Below are 19,885 nucleotides of genomic sequence, written 5' to 3' on the forward strand. Positions count from 1 at the left end.
ATAAACCAATACAGATACAGAAATTTATAAAAAAGCAGTACAGAGATGACCTTCCAATATCAACGTCTGGCAGAACAGCTGGCGCATAAGATCTATCAACATGAATTACAGCCACAACAGAAGCTGAGTTCTTTAAGGGAATTTGCTCGTCAGCACAGTATTAGCCTGAGTACGGCGCAACAATGCTATGAGTTGCTGGAAGCCAAGGGGTTGATCTACGTCAAAGCAAAATCGGGTTATTTTGTCAGTTCGAGACAATATCAAAGTCCTGTGCCAGACAGTCCCGGGTTCGAGTCGATGAGTCGGCAGGTTTCAAATTTAGACCTGCATAATCAGATCCAAACCGCTTCGATTCAGGGGCATTTAATGCCATTGGGTGCCATCCAACTTGCTCCCCATTTAATCCCTATGCAAGGTTTACGCCGTTCTTTGCAACGTGCGTTAAAACACTGTCAACCGGAAGATTTCTTATATTGTGACAGGCAAGGGCATGCACATTTGCGACAGGCATTATCGGATCATTGGCGTGAAGATGGTATCTATGTTGCCACGGACGATATCTTTATCACCAATGGCTGCATGCCAGCATTAACATTATTGATTCAACAGATGACCAAGCAAGGCGATAGTATTCTGATTCCAACCCCTACCTTTAATGGGCAGTTGCAGATGCTGGCCAGCCTGAAACGCCAGATTATCGAAATTCCAGCCGATCATCGTGGTATTGATCTGGAGCGTTTGGAATTCTTTATGCAACAGGGCAGTGCCAAGCTGTGTTTGATGACCGCCAATTTTCAAAATCCATTGGGCTATTGCCTGACGAATGAAGAAAAGCAGCACATCGCCAAGCTGGCTCAGCAGTATGAGTGTTTTATTCTGGAAGATGATATTTATGGAGAATGCAGTTTCCAGAAGGAGCGACCTTTGCCGATACGCTATTGGGATCAGGATGGCTATGTGATCTGGTGTGGCTCGGTGTCTAAATCCTTATCAACGGCTTATCGTGTTGGCTGGTTTTGCTTAGGCCCGCAGTTACAGCAATTACGACCACATTTTTTAGCAGATAATATAAGAGTGAATACCCCTTTACAGTTAGGGCTGGCTGATTTTATTTATAGCCGGGGTTATCGGGAGCATCTTGATCAACTGAGACCTAAACTCATGCAACAGGTGCAACAGTATCGGGCATTTATTTTAGAGGCATTTCAGGGAATTCCGATTGCCTTGAGCCAGTCCCAGGGTGGTTATGCCTTATGGCTACAACTTCCGGCAAGCATTACCGGTCTGCAATTGTATTATCTGGCGCAAGCGCAGGGCATTAATATCGTGCCGGGGGAAGTGTTTGGTGAAGACCGACGCTATCAGCATTTTCTGCGTTTGAATGCAGGCCATGCCTTAACTGAAGAAATCCGCCAAGCGATACAGCAATTGGCGGACTGGACGCGTAAAAGTCTGAACTAGTTGAAGTCTGCTTTTAGAACGATGCGATAACGTGCCTGACCTGAATGCAGTCGTTCAATTGCCTCATTGAGTTGCGACATCGGGTAGAGTTCAATCTGTGGGGCAATATTTTTGCGTGCAGCAAACTGTAACAGCTGGCGCAGTGCCAAAGGGGAACCCGTAGGTGAGGAGGTGACTGATTTGGCGCCATTCATCAAGGTTCCAACCGACACCGGAATCGGTTCTAAAGTCACCCCCAAGAAATGTAAACTGCCATTCGCTGCAAGCGTACTCAGGTAGGCTTGCCAATTCAGCGTTACATTCACGGTACTGAGCAAGAGATCGAACTTGCCGCGTTGTGCCTTGATCGCCTGGGCATCACGACTATTCACCACATGATCTGCGCCCATGGCTTTGAGCTCCTCGGTCTTGTCCGGACTCGAACTAAAAGCCGTAATTTCACAGCCCCAGGCCTTGAGTAACTTAATTGCCATATGACCTAAGCCACCAATCCCAATCACCCCGACATGATGGGTGGCTTGAATTTTATGTTTCAATAACGGATCAAATACGGTAATCCCGCCACAGAGCAGTGGTCCGGCACTTTCCGGATCCAAATCTTCTGGTAGTGGAATCACCCATTGCCAGCCAGCGCGGACTTTATCGGCAAAGCCGCCGGCATGCCCGACGATGGTTGAAATCTTTTCACCGGTACAGAGCACCTGATTGCCGCCAATACAGGGATCACAGGCCTGACAGGTTTCAGCGGTCCAGCCAATTCCGACACGTTGGCCGATCTGTAAACCCTTGGCTTCGGAACCGAGTGCGATGATAGTGCCGATAATTTCATGGCCTGCGACAACCGGATACACTGATGAGCGCCATTCATTATCAATCACGGAAAGATCGGAATGACACAGACCACAGTACTCAACTTTGACTTCCACCTGATGCGCCTGTAAGTCGCCTGCATCAAATTGATAAGGAACTAACTGCTCGCCCGCCTGCATGGCGGCATAAGCACGAATCTGGTTATTGCTCATTGGGGGGAACTCCTGTTGAAGGAAAATTTATGCTTTATGATTATTTAAAATGGCAATGATTTTCATGGTCATTGACCATACCAACCGCTTGCATAAAGGCATAGCAAGTGGTCGGGCCGACAAATTTAAAACCATGCTTTTTGAGGGTTTTGGAGAGTTTCTGGCTGGTTTCAGTTTGTGCAGGTGCTTCGCGATAATTGATGACATCATTATGTTCAGTTTGCTGATCCACAAAGCTCCATAGCCAGGCCGGAACATCGCTGACTTGATCTTTAAGCTTGAGCCAGGCAATGGCATTGTCGCGAATCGCTTTCAGCTTGCCGATATGACGGATTAAACCAGTATCACTGAGCTTGAGCTGTAGTTGCTCATCGCTCAGTGCTGCAATTTCGGTAAGGGGGTGGCTGAAGAAATGGGTACGGTAGTGTTCACGTTTTTTTAGCACCGTGATCCAGGACAGGCCAGCTTGCTGACCTTCCAGGCAGAGCATTTCAAACAGGTGTGCTTCATCGTATTGGGGCTTACCCCATTCCTGATCATGGTAAGCGATATATAGCGGATCATCGGAGCACCAGCCACAGCGTTGAATTGACATATTGGATGCTCCTTATTGTTATGGGTAGGAATAATTAAAGTTTGAATGCCACCCATTCATTTGGGCGTGTATCCCAATAATACAGTTCTGCGCTGCTTAAATCAGCAAATTTAAGCCAAAAGTCTTTACCTGATTTATCCGCAAAACCGGTACTGATCAGCAGGGCATCCTCACTGATTTCCATGATCCAGCCTTGATAGCTGGTGCCATTGATGATGATCTTTTGCTGATTGCCTGACTCTGCAAACTCAACCAGACGTTCAATCAATGCTTCTGACATTGTATGTTCCTAACGTAAATATGGGTATGGATTGACTGCTCCACGCCCTTTGCCATTCAAGTAAATACCATAGTGTAAATGTGGAGCGGTATAACGTGCATTACCGGTATTGCCCACATAACCGATCAGATCGCCCTTGCGAACGTAATCCCCGACATTGAGCCCACGTTTATGGCCGTTGAGGTGGGCATAATAATGCCACGAACCTGCTGGACCCATGATCCAGATGACCTTGCCACCTAAATTATTATTACGTAAATCAGCAACTAAGCCTTCAGTTGCACTATACACTTTGGTGCCACGCTCTGCCATGATATCAATGCCTTCATGGTTACGACCCTGACTGCGGGCAGCGCCCCAGGTGTCCCGTAATTCATTGCGGCTGACGCCTTTGACCGGAACAGGCAAGCGGCTATCCAGTCGCATGTTTTTTAGTTTATTGACCTGTGCATTCGGTAACGGTGTCGCTTTCTTCGGCGCTGTGGCACAGGCTGAAAGTAAAATAATCAACACACCCAGCAACGTATAAGAAATCGGATGGCGCACAAAAACTCCTTATCTTTTGAGATCCAGCAGGGAGGACATTTAAGCTTTTTGCTTTGCTGTAATCAGTTTCTTCATCGCCGTAGGAACCCCTCTGGCAATGGCGGCCTCAGGACTCAGCCAAACGCCCTTCAGTTCAATACTGAGCTGTTCTTTTTGGTCGTGTTCCACGTGGAACAGCCGCTCAATCAGTAACCAGGTAAAATGGGTAAAGCTATGGCTAATCTGCAACGATGATACTTGAGCTTGCAATTTAAAGTGCTGCTCAATCTGTTGTAATTCGGTTGCTTGCTCAATGATCGGCAGGCAGTATAAGCCGCCCCAGAGTCCATGGGCTTCCCGTTGTTGCCACAGCCATTCATCACCTGACTGAATCACTAATAAATTCGCTGTTCTGACCGGAACCGGTTTCTTGGCTTTTTTAAATGGTAGTTCCTGTTCTAAGCCTTGTTGATAGGCCTGACAGTGTTGCTGCATCGGGCAATATAAACACAACGGTTTTTTCGGTGTACAGATCGTTGCCCCCAGGTCCATGATCGCCTGCGTGTAATCATGGTTGCGTTCTTTTGGACAAATTTCTTCTGCAATCTGCCACAGGGCCCGTTCGTGTTGCGGTTTGGATAGATCATCTTCAATGGCAAAAAAACGCGCTAAAACGCGTTTAACATTACCATCCATAATCACGCCGTACTGGCGTAAACCGAGTGACATCAGTGCTCCAGCGGTTGAGCGGCCAATGCCGGGTAATTCTATCCATTGTTCGAGTGTTTCTGGAAATTTGCCTTGCTGGCTGACAATGCCTGCAGCTTTATGCAGATTGCGTGCACGGGCGTAGTAACCGAGTCCTGCCCAATAGGGTGCGACATCATCCCAACTGGCCTGTCCCAGATCTTTGACAGTTGGAAAGCGTTCAATAAAACGGTCGAAATATTGCAGTACCGTTTTGACCTGGGTCTGTTGCAGCATGATTTCTGAGACCCAGACCTTGTAAGGATCGTCGGCGATTTGCCAAGGTAAGTCATGGCGACCGTGTTGGTCGAACCAGTGAAGCAGGGCATCAGAAAATGAGAAATCAGGCATGAATCAGGTCAGTAAAAAGCAGGGCTGTAGTATAGCGGAAATGCGGCTTTTTGCGGCGTTAAAATTCTGTTGAAACATAAACAGGGTATAGATCGTAAAGTATTTCAAACTTGTATTAAATTTCAGTCGTTATTTGTGTTTGGGTAGGCGGCATGGATGCCGCCCGTTGAGCTGTAGTATCAGGGAGGTAGCATCAGCTCAATAGAGAATTTTTGCCTACCTTGCGGGGTATACTCCTCACCTATGAAAAGTAAGTCGTCGAAGACATATCCTGAAATTCGATCAGAACTCGCTATGACTCTGTAATGCAGTCCAACAGTCGGCATCCATGCCGTCTTGGCACGAGTTTAAATATCAGGAGGATATTGACTGGGATTGGCGTTTTGAAAAATCATTTACCGATTACTTCAAATGTTTATCCAACAGCTCATACATTGCTTCAAGCCCTTGGCGCTCTGCTTCTGCGTTATAACCCAAGTCAACATTGTTGGCTTTGGCGCGTTCATCCGCAAGCGGGTTACTGAAGCCGTGCTTGGCATCTTCAAAAATAATCACTTCATGGTCGACTTCAGCATCATGCATTTCCTGACGGAAGCTGGCCACATCGTCCAAAGTAACCATACTGTCCAGTTCACCATGCAGGACTAAAATCTCGGCCTTGACCTTGCCTTTTTCAGCCGGTGCTTTCGGGCTTAATACTGCGTGAAAGGTCGCAACCGCTTCGATTTCTGCGCCTGAACGAGCCAGATCCAGCACCACCTTGCCCCCATAACAGAAACCAATGGCCGCCAGTTTTTCAGCATTGACTTCCGGTTGAGTGGCTAAAGTCTGTAGACCTGCCTGTGCACGCTCTACAATGGTCTCTGGCTGTTCAAAGGTCTGGTTCATCCACGCCGATGCTTCCGGTACAGCTGTCGTGACTTTCTTATCGCCATACATATCAATCGCGAGCGCGGCAAAACCATGCGCTGCCAGCTCACGTGCGCGCTGTTCGGTATATTCATTACGGCCCCACCATTCAGGCGCAACAATCACCCCAGCAACTGGTTGATCAGTGACAGGTGTTGCGAAATAACCAACCAAGCGTTGGCCGTCTGGAGCGGTATATTCAATTTCACGGGTATTGATCGAAAAGCTCATACGATAATCCTGATCTGTATTGTGAGAATGCATTGATTAAAACATAAAAAAGCTCAATTGGAGATATGGTCAAACAACAGATGCCGCGGTTTGGATTTTGCTCAGGCATAAAAAAAGAAGAATACGGAGATTCTTCTTTTTTTATTTTAGGGGTTAAATCCTTAGACTTTACCTCGTGATATAAAGCCGACAATGGCTAGAATCACCGCTACAACCAGCAAGATTACAGCGAAATCTTTCGATAAACCAGCAACACCACCAAAACCTAATAAGCTGGCAATGAGTGCGATTACAGCAAAAATAATGGCCCAACGGAACATGTCGTGTTCTCCTAATTTTTCGTTATGAATCTAATATAGCGTGGCTTTTTTGAACAAAATGTGGTGTTTCTGTGGTTCAAATGTTTAATACTTAAAGAAATGTTAAGTGAAAAAAACAGATTGAAAGAAAGAGATGGGGTAGCAATGCTATAATCATAAACTCGCTTGAAATAGAAACAACTGGTATGTCCGTCGAACTGCGCCCTAACTTCTGGAAACAATATTCGCTTGATCAGCTTAATCAGGCGGAATGGGAAGCATTGTGTGATGGCTGTGGTTTATGCTGTCTGGTTAAACTGGAAGATGAAGAGACTGCCGAAGTTGCCTATACCAAAGTGTCATGTAAGCTACTGGACTGTAAAACCGCGCGTTGCTCGGATTATCCTAACCGTCAGCAGCAAGTACCGGATTGTATCCAGCTTACCCCAGAGCGGCTCACCACGATTTCATGGTTACCGCCGAGCTGTGCCTACCGTCGCCTGAGTGAAGGCAAGAATTTGCCCTCATGGCATTATTTAAATACCGGTTCGCGTCAAAGCGTGATACGGGCCAAGAAATCTGCCGCGGGACGTTGTATCTCCGAAAGCGAGATCGATGAAGAGCAGATCGAAGACTATGTCGTGCGTTGGGTGCGCTAACGGCATATTGAACCCGATGTTCAAAATCTGCTTTGCATAAAACAACATTTTTACAGTATTTTGATGGGCATATCTCCGTAAGATGAGTCTTATAACGAGGGAGATAAGCAATGAATAAAGTATTGATAACACCTTTGATATGTAGCGGCTTTTTATTTTTGTTGGCATGTGGCCCCAACAATACCAATTCCAAAATCCCTGATCAAAATGCTGAGCAGCAGACCTCGTCCACTACCGCACAGCAGAGATACCGCACCGAGACGGTGGCTTCATTTAATGAGCCTTGGGCAATCGCCAGTTTGCCTGATCAGCGTTTGCTGATTACCGAGCGCAAAGGACAACTAAAATTATTTGATCCGAAAACCAAGACCAGCCTGAATGTTTCAGGTGTTCCGGCGGTGAGTTATGGCGGGCAGGGGGGGCTTGGCGGTGTGATATTGCATCCCGATTTTCAGAAAAATCACTGGCTCTATTTGAGTTATGCCAGCAAGGGACAAGGTGGATACGGCGCGGAGATTGCACGTGCCAAACTGGATTTATCCAACCCGCAGCAGCCTAAACTGACCGAGGTAAAAACCATCTGGCAGCAAGTACCGAAGGTTTCGGGACAAGGGCACTATGGCCATCGCATGCTGTTTGGTTCAGATGGAAAGTTGTGGGTCAGTTCAGGGGAGCGCCAGAAGTTTGATCCAGCTCAGGATCTAAAAACTAATCTTGGTAAAGTATTGCGCCTGAACGATGATGGCACCCCTGTGGCTGGTAATCCATTTCAGCAGCAAGGTGGCGTCACGGCAGAAATCTGGTCACTGGGTCACCGGAATCCACTCGGCATGGCCTTTGATGAAAACGGACAACTCTGGGTGGTCGAAATGGGACCTAAAGGTGGTGATGAGCTGAATCTGATCCTGAAAGGGGCCAACTATGGATATCCGAAAGTCTCCAATGGCGATCATTATTCTGGTTTGCCAATTCCTGACCACAGTACCCGTCCCGAGTTTAAAGCACCGGCAATTGACTGGACACCCGTGATTTCACCATCCAGCCTGATCATTTATTCAGGTCAGCAGTTCCCCCTATGGCAACATAAGGCACTTATCGGTGGCTTATCTTCCAAAGCGATTGTGGTGGTGGACCTGAAAGCTCAACCGGTGCAAGAGATACAGCGACTGGAGATGAAACAGCGGATTCGTGGTTTGCATCAGACTCAAGATGGTTCGATCTGGGTCATTGAAGATGGTCCACAGGCCAAGTTACTTAAACTCAGCGCTTCTTAACGATTAACTTAAAGTGAAATGATCCATGCTAAATTCAAAACGTCTCTCTGGACCTGTAAAACAATTGCTTGTACTTGCAGGACTACTATCTGGCAGTACGCCACTTTGGGCACAACAGTTATCCGAGCAGCAGGTTCAGGCGATCGTTGATCAGCAATTCAAACCGCTTTTACAGCAATACAAAATCCCGGGAATGGCTGTTGGGATCACCCTGAATGGACAACATTATTTTGTCAATTATGGGGTGGCTTCCAAACACAGCCAGCAACCCATCCGCAATAGTACCTTATTTGAACTTGGCTCGGTGAGTAAGACTTTTAATGCAACCCTGGCAGGCTATGCACAGGCACAAGGCAAACTGTCATGGTCTGATCATCCTGCCAAATATTTCCCTGAATTGAAAAATAGTGCAGTGAATCGTGCCACCTTATTGAATCTGGGCACCTATACTGCGGGCGGTTTTCCGTTGCAGTTCCCGGATGAGGTAGTTCAGCAACAGGAGATGATCAAGTATTTTCAGGCATGGCAGCCGAAGACCACCGTTGGCGCTGCGCGTCAATATTCCAACCCAAGTATCGGCTTGATGGGCTATGTCACGGCCTTGGCAATGAAAAAGCCCTATACCGAATTGCTGGAAAAAACACTTTTCCCTCAGTTAGGTCTGAAACAAAGTTTCGTTCAGGTGCCTGAGCAGCAAATGTCGAACTATGCATGGGGGTATAAGGCGGATCAGGCCATGCGTGTCTCGCCTGGAATGTTTGATGCTGAAGCCTATGGTGTGAAAAGTAGCAGCGCGGACATGCTGAAATTTCTGGATGCACAAATCAGTCCGCAACAGTTGCAGCAGCCACTGCGGAAAGCCATTGAAAATACCCATGTTGGTTATTTTAAAGTCGACGCGATGACGCAGGGTCTGGGCTGGGAGCAATATGCCTATCCGGCGAAATTGGAAACCCTGTTACAGGGTAACTCCAGCAAAATGGCCTTAGAAAGCCATGCGGTGACTCCCATCGCGCAGCCAAAAATGGCCCCAGCAGCGACCTTCTTCAATAAAACCGGTGCGACCAACGGTTTTGGTGCTTATGCCGCCTTTATTCCACAACAAAAGATCGGCATCGTGATGTTGGCCAATACCAATTTCCCCAATGAAGAACGGATTAAAGCCAGCTACCACGTGATCCAGCAACTGCTTCAGCACAACAGTGCGCAATAGAATGACGCAGTGAGTGCAGATTCAAATTGTAGATTTGTGTCAGACACAATAGACTAGGATAAAACAGCATAAAGCCATTGATGATGTCAGATACGCATATTCCTTTACCTGAACGTTTACGTCCTCGTGATTTGTCAGAAATTATCGGGCAGGATCATTTACTGGGCGACAACGCCCCTTTACGTCAAATGATTGATCAGGGGCATTTGCCTTCGATTATCTTCTGGGGACCGCCTGGGGTAGGAAAAACCACGATCGCATTATTACTGGCGCAAGCGGTGGACCGTCCTTTTGTGAGTCTGTCTGCGCTGAATACGGGCGTGAAAGAGCTTCGGGAAGTGATTGCCGAAAGCGGTGATCTGTTGACGCCTGTGGTGTTTATTGACGAAATACATCGCTTCAACAAGTCGCAGCAAGATGCCTTACTCAATGCGGTTGAGAAGGGCAAAATCACCTTGATTGGCGCGACCACAGAGAATCCTTCCTTCGAAGTAAACAGTGCGTTGCTGTCGCGCTGTCAGGTCTATACCCTGAACAGTCTGGATGCAGATGCCATTCAAACCTTGCTGAATAAAGCGATTCAAACGGATAAGTTTTTAAAAGAACGTTTTATTCATATCGAAGAATATGATGCATTGATTCAATTCGCAGCGGGTGATGCGCGCAAGGCACTGAATCTGATTGACCTGATCGCCAGTACTTTTGAGCCTGACGTGGAAAATATGGTCACCAATGCGATTGTGGTCAAAGTGGCGCAGCAAACTATTGCCCGCTATGACAAATCCGGTGAGCAGCATTACGATCTGGTGTCGGCATTTATCAAATCTATTCGCGGGAGTGATCCGGATGCAACATTGTACTGGATGGCCCGTATGCTGAAAGGCGGTGAAGATCCGGTGTTTATCGCACGTCGGATGTTGATTGCTGCATCGGAAGATATTGGTAATTCTAATCCCAATGCCTTGTTGCTGGCGGGTGAATGTTTCCGTTCAGTACAGGCAGTAGGCATGCCGGAAGCACGGATTATTTTGGGCCAATGCGCTGTTTATCTGGCGACCAGTCCGAAAAGTAATAGTACCTATCTGGCGATTAACCGTGCCCTGGAGCTGGCCGAAAAAACGGCGAACCTGCCTGTGCCTTTACATCTGCGCAATGCACCGACCAAATTGATGAAACAGCAGGGCTATGGCGTCGATTATCTCTACCCACATAATTATCCTGAACATTTTGTATTACAGGAATATTTGCCACCTGAGCTACGCGGTACCAAGCTGTATGAGCGTGCCCTAAATAAGCGTGAAGTTGAAGGCGAGCGTTTACAACAGCGCCGTTGGCAGCAGCAAGATCAGCAATAATAAATTATCTCTAGTTTTATAGCGCTGGATGGTCACAGCTTTGGCGATCCAGTGGCCCATTACATCAATTTCATTTATTCATAAAAACAGCTACATCTCTCACATTCTTTTTGGCTTATCGTGGTTTTAAAGAGCATAGCGAGACGGCAGATGAGTAGTAGAACAATCAATATTTACGGCGCGCGGCAAAATAATCTTAAAAATATTTCATTGAAAATACCCAAAAACAAAATCGTTGTGTTCACGGGTGTTTCAGGTTCAGGAAAATCTTCACTGGTTTTTGAAACCATTGGCGCCGAAGCGCAACGTCAAATCAATGAAACACAGGATAGTTTTGTACGCAATCGCTTGCAGCATTTTGGGGTGGCGGATGTCGATAAAATTGAAAACCTGAATGTTCCCGTGATCATCAACCAGAAGCCGTTGACCGGAAATATCCGCTCGACCATCGCCACCATTACCGATATATATGCCAATTTAAGATTATTGTTTTCACGCATGGGCGAGCCTTTTGTGGGCTATTCGCATGTTTTTTCGTTCAATCATCCCAATGGCATGTGCCCACAATGTGAGGGGATTGGTCTGGAGCAGTCCATTGATATCTATAAAATTCTGGATCTGGAAAAATCTTTGAATGAAGGCCCAATCGACTTTCCGACCTATCAGCCACATGCCTGGCGCTGGACCCGTTATGCCGACTCGGGCTATTTTGATCTGGATAAAAAGCTTAAGGATTATGATGCCGAAGAGTGGGAGCTTTTCTTACATTCAGCGCAGCATAAACCGCGCCATCCTCGTCAAGACTGGAGAAAAACCGCTTTATATGAAGGCCTGATCCCACGGTTTGAGCGCAATTTTCTAAAAGGTGAAGCACAAGAGCGTAACCGTTATCGCCATATTCTGGACAAGGTCATTATTGTCAAAAAATGCAGTCTCTGTCAGGGACAACGTCTGAATCAGACTTCGCTGAGCTGTAAAATACAGGGTAAAAATATTTCCGACTGCACTGCCTTTTCGGTGGTTAAGTTACTGAATTTTATCGATTCGATCGAGAATGAAAAGCTGGAGACGGTATTACATGAAATTCGCAATAAACTGCATTATCTAAATCTGGTTGGGCTGAGTTATCTAACGCTAGATCGGGTCAGTAATACTTTATCGGGTGGCGAGTCGCAACGGATCAAAATGGTCAAGCATCTAGGCAATAGTCTGGTCGATCTGCTCTATATTTTCGATGAACCCAGCATTGGCCTGCATCCTAAAGACCTGGAAAATATTATCCAGATCATTCAAAAAATCAGGGACAAGGGCAATAGTGTGCTGTTGGTGGAACATGACCCAGACCTGATCCGGATTGCGGATCATGTGATTGATATGGGACCTTTTTCCGGAAAAAACGGGGGTGAAGTGCTTTATCAGGGCAGTTTTGCCGATCTGAAAAGCTCCTCGGGTTTAACCGGACAGTTTTTCCAGCGATCCAATCACTATAAACAGGTCCCACGCAACAGTCCGGAAAAAATGACCATAAAAAATGCGCGGCTCTTTAACCTGAAGAATATTAGTGTTGATATTCCCAAGCATTGTCTGACCGTGGTAACGGGCGTTGCGGGCTCAGGTAAAAGTACACTGATGAGCAAAGTATTACCGCAACAATATCCGGAAGCCAAAATCATTGATCAATCCGCTATAACTGCAACGATCCGGTCAAATTTACTGACTTATCTGGACCTGCTGGACAGCATTCGCCAGTTATATGCGCAACAGAATAAGGTTAGCGCGAAACTGTTTAGTTTTAACAGTGAAGGGGCCTGTCCACAGTGTAAAGGTTCAGGGATCGAGAAAATTGAGCTGGCCTTTCTGGATGATGTCGAAATGGTCTGTGAGGTCTGTCATGGCTCAGGCTATGCAGCGCAGGTCCTCAACTATCTTTATAAAGACAAGAACATTGCCGATGCTTTAAAAATGACGGTGGCAGAGGCGTATGAATTTTTTGAAGAAGCCAAATTAAAGCAACAATTCAGGACCTTGATGGATTTAGGACTGGACTATATTGCCATCGGGCAACGCCTGAATAGCTTTTCCGGTGGCGAGCGACAACGCCTGAAACTCAGCCGTGAGCTTAATCAGACCGATAATATTTTTGTACTGGACGAGCCGAGTACAGGTTTGCATCCGTCTGATACGGTTAAACTGATCCAGCTGCTAAATCGCATCGTTGATCAGGGCAACACAGTTATCGTGATTGAGCATAATCTGGAAATCATGACTCAGGCAGACTGGATTATTGATATTGGGCCACTGGCAGGTGAACAGGGTGGAGAACTGATGTTTGCCGGTCCTGTGAGCCAGTTATTAGAACATACCGAATCCTATACGGCGCATTATTTAAGAGATTATTTAAATCGCTAATAGAAAAAGATGGCAGGGTTTACCAGCAAGTCTGGGGCATGTCATGACTTGGTATCGAGCATGATATTTTTGTAAGTGGCCACTAGACACTCTGGATAAAAGGTCGCATCATCCCCGCTTATCAAGGATGATCAAGCTTCAGCATGACCACAAACAAAATTAATGCAGCGGAAAGTATCCGGGGCTTGGCATGTCTCGCCGTTGTGTTGTCACATTTGTCTTTAACCTTCTTTCCCCAAATGCATAATTTTGGCTGGAGCAAGGTTCCCGGATATCCTGTTTTTGCACAATTACATCATTCTCCTTTGGCCTTCTTCTATTCAGGCACCGGCGCGGTCTTTGTCTTCTTTGTCTTAAGCGGCTTTGTCTTGGCCTTGTCCAGTTTTAAAAAACAGAATACCGCCATTCAGCTGAAAAAGTCACTGATCAAGCGTTATCCGCGTTTGGCGATTCCAGCCTTTGTCTCTTGTATTGTGGCCTATCTGGTCTGTTTTGTGCCGGTTGATGTCTCGCATGTTTCAGAATGGGGGGCTGCTTTAGCCAATCCTCATCCTCAGCTGACCACGGCACTTTATGAGGGCAGTATCGGTGCATTTCTGTTTGGCGATTCAAGCTACAACTGGGTGCTGTGGACCATGCAAATTGAATTGCTTGGCTCATTGGTGATTTATCTGGCCAGTTTCCTATATGGCAAACAGCCGATTTTATCTGGCCTCTTTTTGCTCCTCAGTGTTGCAGCCGCTTCCATGATTTCGCAAACCGTATTGCTTGGCATACTCAGCTTTATTTTGGGAATGGGGCTATTTCTGTACGCGGCAGAGTTAAGCACCGCTATATCTATACTGTTGTTCTTGTTAGGACTGTATTTTTGCGGGGCACATAATAGTAGCTTGAGCTATCAGTTGTTTAGATCATTTCTGGGCGAACAGACCTACGATTATCTGAATTTTCTTGGTGGCTTTCTGGTTGTGTATGCCGTCTTAAAAGGCAAATGGCTGGCCCAGTGTTTTGATCGACGTGCCTTGGTGTTTCTGGGAAAAGTGTCTTTTTCAATTTATCTGCTTCACTTGGCGATCCTGTATGCCCTGGGGATTCCATTCTTTAATATTTTACATGTGCAGCTGGCGTTCTCTTATTTCAATGCAGGATTGCTAGCGAGTCTATTTACGATGTTGGTCAGTATCGTTTTGGCGCAGTTATATAGCCGTTATATTGATGATGCCGCGATTAAGCTATCGAACAAACTGGCGAAATTATTTTAGTCTTTGGGATGAGATCAGATTCTGTGCTGTAGCGCTTAAAAAGTTGAACAAACATTACAAAAATAATCAGTGAATGCTTTCTATTCGGCACAGAATCAGTTTTAATCAGAAAAGGCATAATAAAAATATGGGTTTAAAAATATGAACCGTAACCATCTACGTCAATGTGCATGGGTCACTTCTTTTTCAATTGTTCTATCAGGTTGCGCAACGTCATCTATCCCCGTCAGTTCCAGCGAAAAACTGTTTTATGGGGGGCCGATTCTGACCATGTCGGGCAATAGGCCTGAATATGCAGAAGCGCTGTTAGTGAAAGATGGAAAGATCCGTTTTGTGGGTGCAAAGCAGCAGGCTGAACGCTTGGCAGATAAAACTGTTCAAACCATTGATCTCAAAAATAAAACTTTATTGCCCAGCTTTATTGATGCGCATAGCCATGTGAATATGGTCGGTTTCCACCAGATGGTCGCCAATCTATATCCGCAACCTGATGGACAGGTCTCGGATATCAATTCACTGGTCAATGTGTTGAATCAATGGAAAGCCCAGAATCCAGCTGTGATTAAAACCATGGGCGGCTGGATTTTGGGGAATGGCTACGATGACGCACAACTGGCCGAGCAGCGTCATCCGACCGCAGCCGATCTCGATCGCGTCTCAACCGAGCAGCCGGTGATGATTCTGCATCAATCCGGACATCTGGCCTCTGTAAATCATAAAGCCCTTGAATTGCTGAAGATTGATCAGAATACGCCGAATCCAGCGGGTGGGGTGATTCGCCGTGAAGCCCATTCAAATGTTCCAAATGGCGTGTTAGAAGAATCCGCTTTATTTAGCGCCATTGGCTCAATTTTTAAAGATGTGCCTCCTGCGGTAATGTTCCAGATTGCAGAAAAAGGCATAGATGCCTATGTGAAAAATGGTTTTACCACCGTGCAGGAAGGGCGGGCAGATCAGGGCAGCACGGAAATGTGGCACGCTCTAGCCAAGCAGAATCGACTGCCGATTGATGTGGTGTCTTATCCGGATATTACTACCAGTAAGGACTATATGCTCAAACAGGGCAGCAGCCATCACTATGATCAGCATTTCCATATTGGTGGCGTGAAAATCAGTCTGGATGGTTCACCTCAGGGCAAAACCGCTTGGCTGACACAACCCTATGTCGTGCCACCCGAAGGCAAGGATAAAAGCTATAAAGGCTATGCGGCAATCAGCAATGATCAACAGGTGAAGGACTATATCAATTTAGCCTTTAAACAAGGCTGGCAAGTCCTTGCGCATGCCAATGGTGATGCGGCCATTGACCAGTTTATTGCAGCGGTAAAGGATGCGACTGCGAAACAAGGACCAGCAGATCGACGCAGTGTACTGATCCATTCGCAAACTATTCGTGATGATCAGCTGGATCAGCTTAAGGCCTTAGATATTATTCCTTCCTTCTTCTCGCTACATACTTTTTACTGGGGAGACTGGCATCGTCAGCAAACCTTAGGCGAAACTCGAGCTGCCCATATTTCGCCAACCGCAACGGCTTTAAAAAAACATCTGATCTTTACCGAACATCATGATGCACCTGTGGTACCCCCGAGCAGTATGATGATGCTCGATGCCACGGTAAACCGAGTCACACGGAGTAATTATGTCTTGGGTGCAGATGAGCGCATTAGCCCTTATCTGGCATTAAAGTCCATGACAGACTGGGCGGCCTACCAATATTTTGAAGAGCAGCAGAAAGGAACATTAGCTCAGGGTAAACTGGCAGATCTGGTGATTCTAAATCAGAACCCGTTGACTGTCCCGAATCGAGAGATTAAAAACATTAAGGTGCTGGCAACCTATAAAGAAGGCAAACTGATTTATCAGAAGGCACAGAATTAAAGTGAAAACCGAGCCAGATGGCTCGGTTTTAATTACTACCAACGATAATTGATCTTGCCGTAATAGAACGCGCCATTAAAGCCAAAAGGCGAGAACTGGCTATAAGGCAAGCTGCCGCCTGTAGGTTGATTGATATCGTAGACATCTCGATCAGGATAAACATCGGTAATATGGTCGCCACCGACAGTGAAGTTCCAGTTCTGATATCGATAAGACAATGCTAAATCCAGTAACCATTTGGCTGAGAATTTTTGGTCTTTGGCTTCGCCAGAATTACTAAAGGTTTTAAAGCTGCCATAGCGGGTGAGATTGGTATTCACCGTGAAGTTGCCAAGCGTATAGTCATTGGCCAAACTGAATTTATGTTCAGGGGTACTAGCGGCCAATAGACCATATTGCTCTCGACGATCCAGACGCGTGAGGTTAATACCTAGGGTATCTAAAATAGCGGGATTACCATCCACATGGGTCACTTTATTCTTATTGTAGTTGTAGGCCAGTGAGCTATTCAGTTCGCCATAAGGTAAATCTGTCCATTTATAGGTGGTAACTAAGTCAACACCGCGCGTGCGGGTATCGCTGGCATTGTTGAAATAACGAATGGTACTGAAGTTGGTATCGGTGATGCCTTTTGAGTTCAGGTATTGGTGCACGGTCGCACTGCTGGCATTGATATTGGAAGACAGGCTGATCCGGTTATCAATATCGATCTGATAGGCATCCAGGGTCACATACAAATGATCGGTAGGTGTGAATACCAATCCTACGCTATAGTTTTTCGACTTCTCAGGTTTAAGTTGTTCCGCGCCAAGCAATTGAGCAACATTTGCAGTCGTAGGGAAGGTCCCTGCTTCGACCAGTTGACCATTGACCAGTTGTGAGGAGGTCTGAGCAAAATATTGTTGAGCCAGACTTGGCGCGCGGAAACCTGTAGAGGCGCTACCGCGTAGCGCAAGCGCAGGATGAATGGCATAACGCAAAGACAATGACGCATTATCGGTATGACCAAAATCATTGTAATATTCATGGCGATAGGCTGTAGAGGCAGACAGTTTCTCAGTTAAGTTGGCCTCCAAGTCCAGATAAGCTGCATAACTGTCGCGAGACCATTCACCTGCATCGGCAGCACGGAAGCCTGCTAGTCCAGAAGAACCACTTTTATAATAGGAAGCTGGATCACCGGCTTGGATCTGATATTTTTGATTTAGATATTGCGTACCAAAGGCAACATTCAACGGGCTGGCGAGTGCGGCCAGATTAAACTCACGGGAAAGATCAACATTTACGACCGTCTGAGCATTTTTCAACGTGCCATTTTGGAAGCCAAAAGGCGTGGCAGCCGTGTCTTTATAAAGATCGATATTGATGGTTTTGGTATCGACATCATAACGATTCGAACCATAATTCACCGAGGCATCATAATGCCATGCAGACCAATCGCCTTTGATCCCTGCAACCGCAGCAAAGTCATCAAGTTGGCCCTGAATAATGGGTAGATAGCCGTTTGGATAAAGGGCAGGAATATTATTGGAGGCATTGCTTAAGCGATAGAATCCAGCGGTCTCTGCATTACGGTGGCTATAGGTTGCAAAGGAATACAGTTCAGTATGATCGCTAAGATCATAACCCAGATTGACGGCTGCCTTGACCTCGTCAGAATCAGGATCACCAAAACGGAACGTACGCTGTCCATAGGTGGTTGATTTGGGATCACGCAGGTCAGGGCCAGCACGATTGGTGGCTTGACTGTCTTGCCATTCCCCTGAAAAGATTGCATAACCATAATTATTCAGTTTGGTGCCACCTGAAACAAAGGATTGCTTTTGTTCACCATCGCCTTTGTTATAAATGCCGTATTTAATCCCTGCTTCGCCATGTTTGGGATTGGATTTCAAAATAATATTAATCACCCCAGCAATCGCATCGGAACCATAGCGAGCTGATGCACCTTCACGCAGGACTTCGACACGGCTAATCGCGGAGATCGGAATCGCATTTAAATCGGTTGGGGCAGAACCACGACCAATGGTACCGCCAAGGTTTATAAAAGCACCTGTATGGCGCCGTTTCCCATTCACCAGAACCAGCACCTGATCAGGTGCCAGCCCTTTCAATTGGGCAGGACGGACCAGTTCAGTGCCATCTACCACGGTTGGACGTGGAAAATTAATCGAGGGAATAATGCGAGACAGTGCCGTGCCCAGTTCATTGGAGCCAGTACGTTCAGTCAACTCTTTAGCACTAATTACATCAATTGGCTGTAAGGACTGCGTTTGCGAGCGATTATTGGCGCGGGTTCCTGTGACGACAACGGTGGCGAGGGTTTTGACCTGTTCTGGATCATTCGGAGGGTTCTCGGCTGCGTGCACCGTGCTATATAGTGCAAGCAAAATCAGGCTCGCACTCAGACTTAAAGGAAAATTTCTTAAAATAGGAGAATTCATTTTTGTGTTCTGCCCCAAGTTATGTAAACATTTGTGAACATGGTAGGAGGATCAAAAAAAATTCAAAAACAATATAAAAACATAAGGTTAGAAAAAAACTCGCAAAGCAATCGCTATGAATTTTAAGTTAATGATTTATATGGTATTGATTTTCAAAATGAAGTTGCTCATTTTTGAATAGGCAATAAAAAACCAGCCCGAATGGACTGGTTTTTTATTGAGAAGGAATTGCTTAGCCAGGCTTAGATATCATCTAGCTTAATGCCTAAACGTGCAGCAACTTCTTCATATGCTTCTACCACACCACCTAAACCTTGGCGGAAACGGTCTTTATCCAGTTTTTTCTTGGTATCTTTATCCCATAAACGGCAACCGTCTGGAGAGAATTCATCACCCAATACGATACGGTCGTGGAACACGCCGAATTCAAGTTTGAAATCGACCAGAATCATATTACCCGCATCGAATAATGCCTTAAGCACATCATTGACCTGGTAAGTGAGTTCTTTCATTTTTTCCAGCTGTTCAGCAGTCGCCCAACCTAAAGCAATCGCTTGAGATTCGTTCACCATTGGATCGCCAAGCGCGTCATCCTTGAAGAATAACTCAAATGTTGGCGGGGTGAGTTCCTTACCTTCTTCAACGCCTAAACGACGGCAAAGTGAACCAGCAGCATAGTTACGAATAACGCATTCCACCGGAATCATCTGAAGTTTTTTAACCAATACTTCAGTTGGAGAAAGCAATTTTTCAAAATGCGTTTCAATACCTGCTTCAGCCAGTTTATCCATGATGAAGGCGTTAAAACGGTTGTTGACCTTGCCCTTACGATCGAGTTGCTCGATTTTTTCGCCATTGAATGCCGAGGCATCATCACGGAAGACTAAAATCAGGTGATCAGCGTTATCTGTTTCATATACAGATTTAGCTTTACCAGTATAGAGCAAGGTTTGTTTTAACATGAGGGA

The 19,885-nt window shown here is 46.1% G+C and carries 17 protein-coding genes; 8 read left to right on the plus strand and 9 right to left on the minus strand.

What is annotated here, in order from left to right; translation table 11 throughout:
- Positions 1-45: 45 nt before the first annotated feature.
- Complete coding sequence (locus J699_RS09620) at positions 46-1,461, plus strand: PLP-dependent aminotransferase family protein (protein ID WP_032868351.1); 1,416 nt, start codon at positions 46-48, stop codon at positions 1,459-1,461.
- Here J699_RS09620 and ahr read toward each other — a convergent pair.
- The 7 genes from ahr to J699_RS19145 form a co-directional block, all read right to left on the minus strand.
- Positions 1,458-2,483 carry an NADPH-dependent aldehyde reductase Ahr gene (gene ahr / locus J699_RS09615; protein WP_032868353.1) on the minus strand — a complete coding sequence of 342 codons (1,026 nt, stop codon included), beginning with the start codon at positions 2,481-2,483 and terminating at the stop codon, positions 1,458-1,460. The two genes, J699_RS09620 and ahr, sit on opposite strands and share 4 nt — an antisense overlap.
- A 40-nt stretch (positions 2,484-2,523) precedes the next feature.
- On the minus strand, positions 2,524-3,078 hold the full coding sequence (locus J699_RS09610; RefSeq protein ID WP_032868355.1) for a DNA-3-methyladenine glycosylase I: 555 nt from the start codon (positions 3,076-3,078) through the stop codon (positions 2,524-2,526).
- A 34-nt stretch (positions 3,079-3,112) separates the two neighbouring features.
- Positions 3,113-3,358 carry a hypothetical protein gene (locus J699_RS09605; protein WP_005228096.1) on the minus strand — a complete coding sequence of 82 codons (246 nt, stop codon included), beginning with the start codon at positions 3,356-3,358 and terminating at the stop codon, positions 3,113-3,115.
- 9 nt (positions 3,359-3,367) lie between these two features.
- Complete coding sequence (locus tag J699_RS09600; protein WP_005228094.1) at positions 3,368-3,904, minus strand: M23 family metallopeptidase; 537 nt, start codon at positions 3,902-3,904, stop codon at positions 3,368-3,370.
- A 39-nt stretch (positions 3,905-3,943) separates the two neighbouring features.
- Positions 3,944-4,981 carry an A/G-specific adenine glycosylase gene (gene mutY, locus J699_RS09595; RefSeq protein ID WP_032882818.1) on the minus strand — a complete coding sequence of 346 codons (1,038 nt, stop codon included), beginning with the start codon at positions 4,979-4,981 and terminating at the stop codon, positions 3,944-3,946.
- Between the two features lie 402 nt (positions 4,982-5,383).
- Entirely contained in the window at positions 5,384-6,121 is a 738-nt protein-coding gene (locus J699_RS09590) for a dienelactone hydrolase family protein (protein WP_032868360.1), read from the minus strand.
- Positions 6,122-6,282: 161 nt separating this feature from the next.
- A complete protein-coding gene (locus tag J699_RS19145; RefSeq protein WP_004776391.1) occupies positions 6,283-6,441 on the minus strand; it encodes a DUF1328 domain-containing protein in 159 nt (52 codons plus the stop codon).
- Between the two features lie 185 nt (positions 6,442-6,626).
- On the opposite strand from J699_RS19145, the gene J699_RS09580 reads away from it, so the two are divergent.
- The 7 genes from J699_RS09580 (at position 6,627) to J699_RS09550 (ending at position 16,473) form a co-directional block, all read left to right on the plus strand.
- Complete coding sequence (locus J699_RS09580) at positions 6,627-7,079, plus strand: YcgN family cysteine cluster protein (protein WP_005228087.1); 453 nt, start codon at positions 6,627-6,629, stop codon at positions 7,077-7,079.
- Between the two features lie 110 nt (positions 7,080-7,189).
- Positions 7,190-8,353 (plus strand): PQQ-dependent sugar dehydrogenase, encoded by a 1,164-nt coding sequence (locus J699_RS09575; protein WP_032882819.1) that lies wholly within the window; start codon positions 7,190-7,192, stop codon positions 8,351-8,353.
- Positions 8,354-8,378: 25 nt separating this feature from the next.
- The gene (gene ampC / locus J699_RS09570; protein WP_032868362.1) at positions 8,379-9,566 is read left to right on the plus strand and encodes a class C beta-lactamase; all 1,188 of its coding nucleotides are present in this window, start codon (positions 8,379-8,381) and stop codon (positions 9,564-9,566) included.
- Positions 9,567-9,649: 83 nt separating this feature from the next.
- Complete coding sequence (locus J699_RS09565) at positions 9,650-10,921, plus strand: replication-associated recombination protein A (RefSeq protein ID WP_104021894.1); 1,272 nt, start codon at positions 9,650-9,652, stop codon at positions 10,919-10,921.
- A gap of 150 nt (positions 10,922-11,071) precedes the next feature.
- Positions 11,072-13,330: an ATP-binding cassette domain-containing protein gene (locus J699_RS09560; protein WP_032868364.1), complete on the plus strand. Its 2,259-nt coding sequence runs from the start codon at positions 11,072-11,074 to the stop codon at positions 13,328-13,330.
- Between the two features lie 143 nt (positions 13,331-13,473).
- A complete protein-coding gene (locus J699_RS09555; protein ID WP_032868366.1) occupies positions 13,474-14,592 on the plus strand; it encodes an acyltransferase family protein in 1,119 nt (372 codons plus the stop codon).
- Positions 14,593-14,733: 141 nt separating this feature from the next.
- Complete coding sequence (locus J699_RS09550; protein WP_032868368.1) at positions 14,734-16,473, plus strand: amidohydrolase; 1,740 nt, start codon at positions 14,734-14,736, stop codon at positions 16,471-16,473.
- A 35-nt stretch (positions 16,474-16,508) separates the two neighbouring features.
- On the opposite strand, the gene J699_RS09545 is transcribed toward J699_RS09550, so the two are convergent.
- Together J699_RS09545 and purC are read right to left on the minus strand one after the other, a co-directional pair.
- On the minus strand, positions 16,509-18,917 hold the full coding sequence (locus J699_RS09545; protein ID WP_032882820.1) for a TonB-dependent receptor plug domain-containing protein: 2,409 nt from the start codon (positions 18,915-18,917) through the stop codon (positions 16,509-16,511).
- A 242-nt stretch (positions 18,918-19,159) separates the two neighbouring features.
- Positions 19,160-19,879, minus strand: a complete 720-nt coding sequence (gene purC / locus J699_RS09540; protein ID WP_005228073.1) for a phosphoribosylaminoimidazolesuccinocarboxamide synthase — start codon at positions 19,877-19,879, stop codon at positions 19,160-19,162.
- Positions 19,880-19,885 lie beyond the last annotated feature (6 nt).

The organism is Acinetobacter sp. 1000160 (assembly GCF_000588715.1).
Lineage (GTDB): Bacteria > Pseudomonadota > Gammaproteobacteria > Pseudomonadales > Moraxellaceae > Acinetobacter > Acinetobacter courvalinii.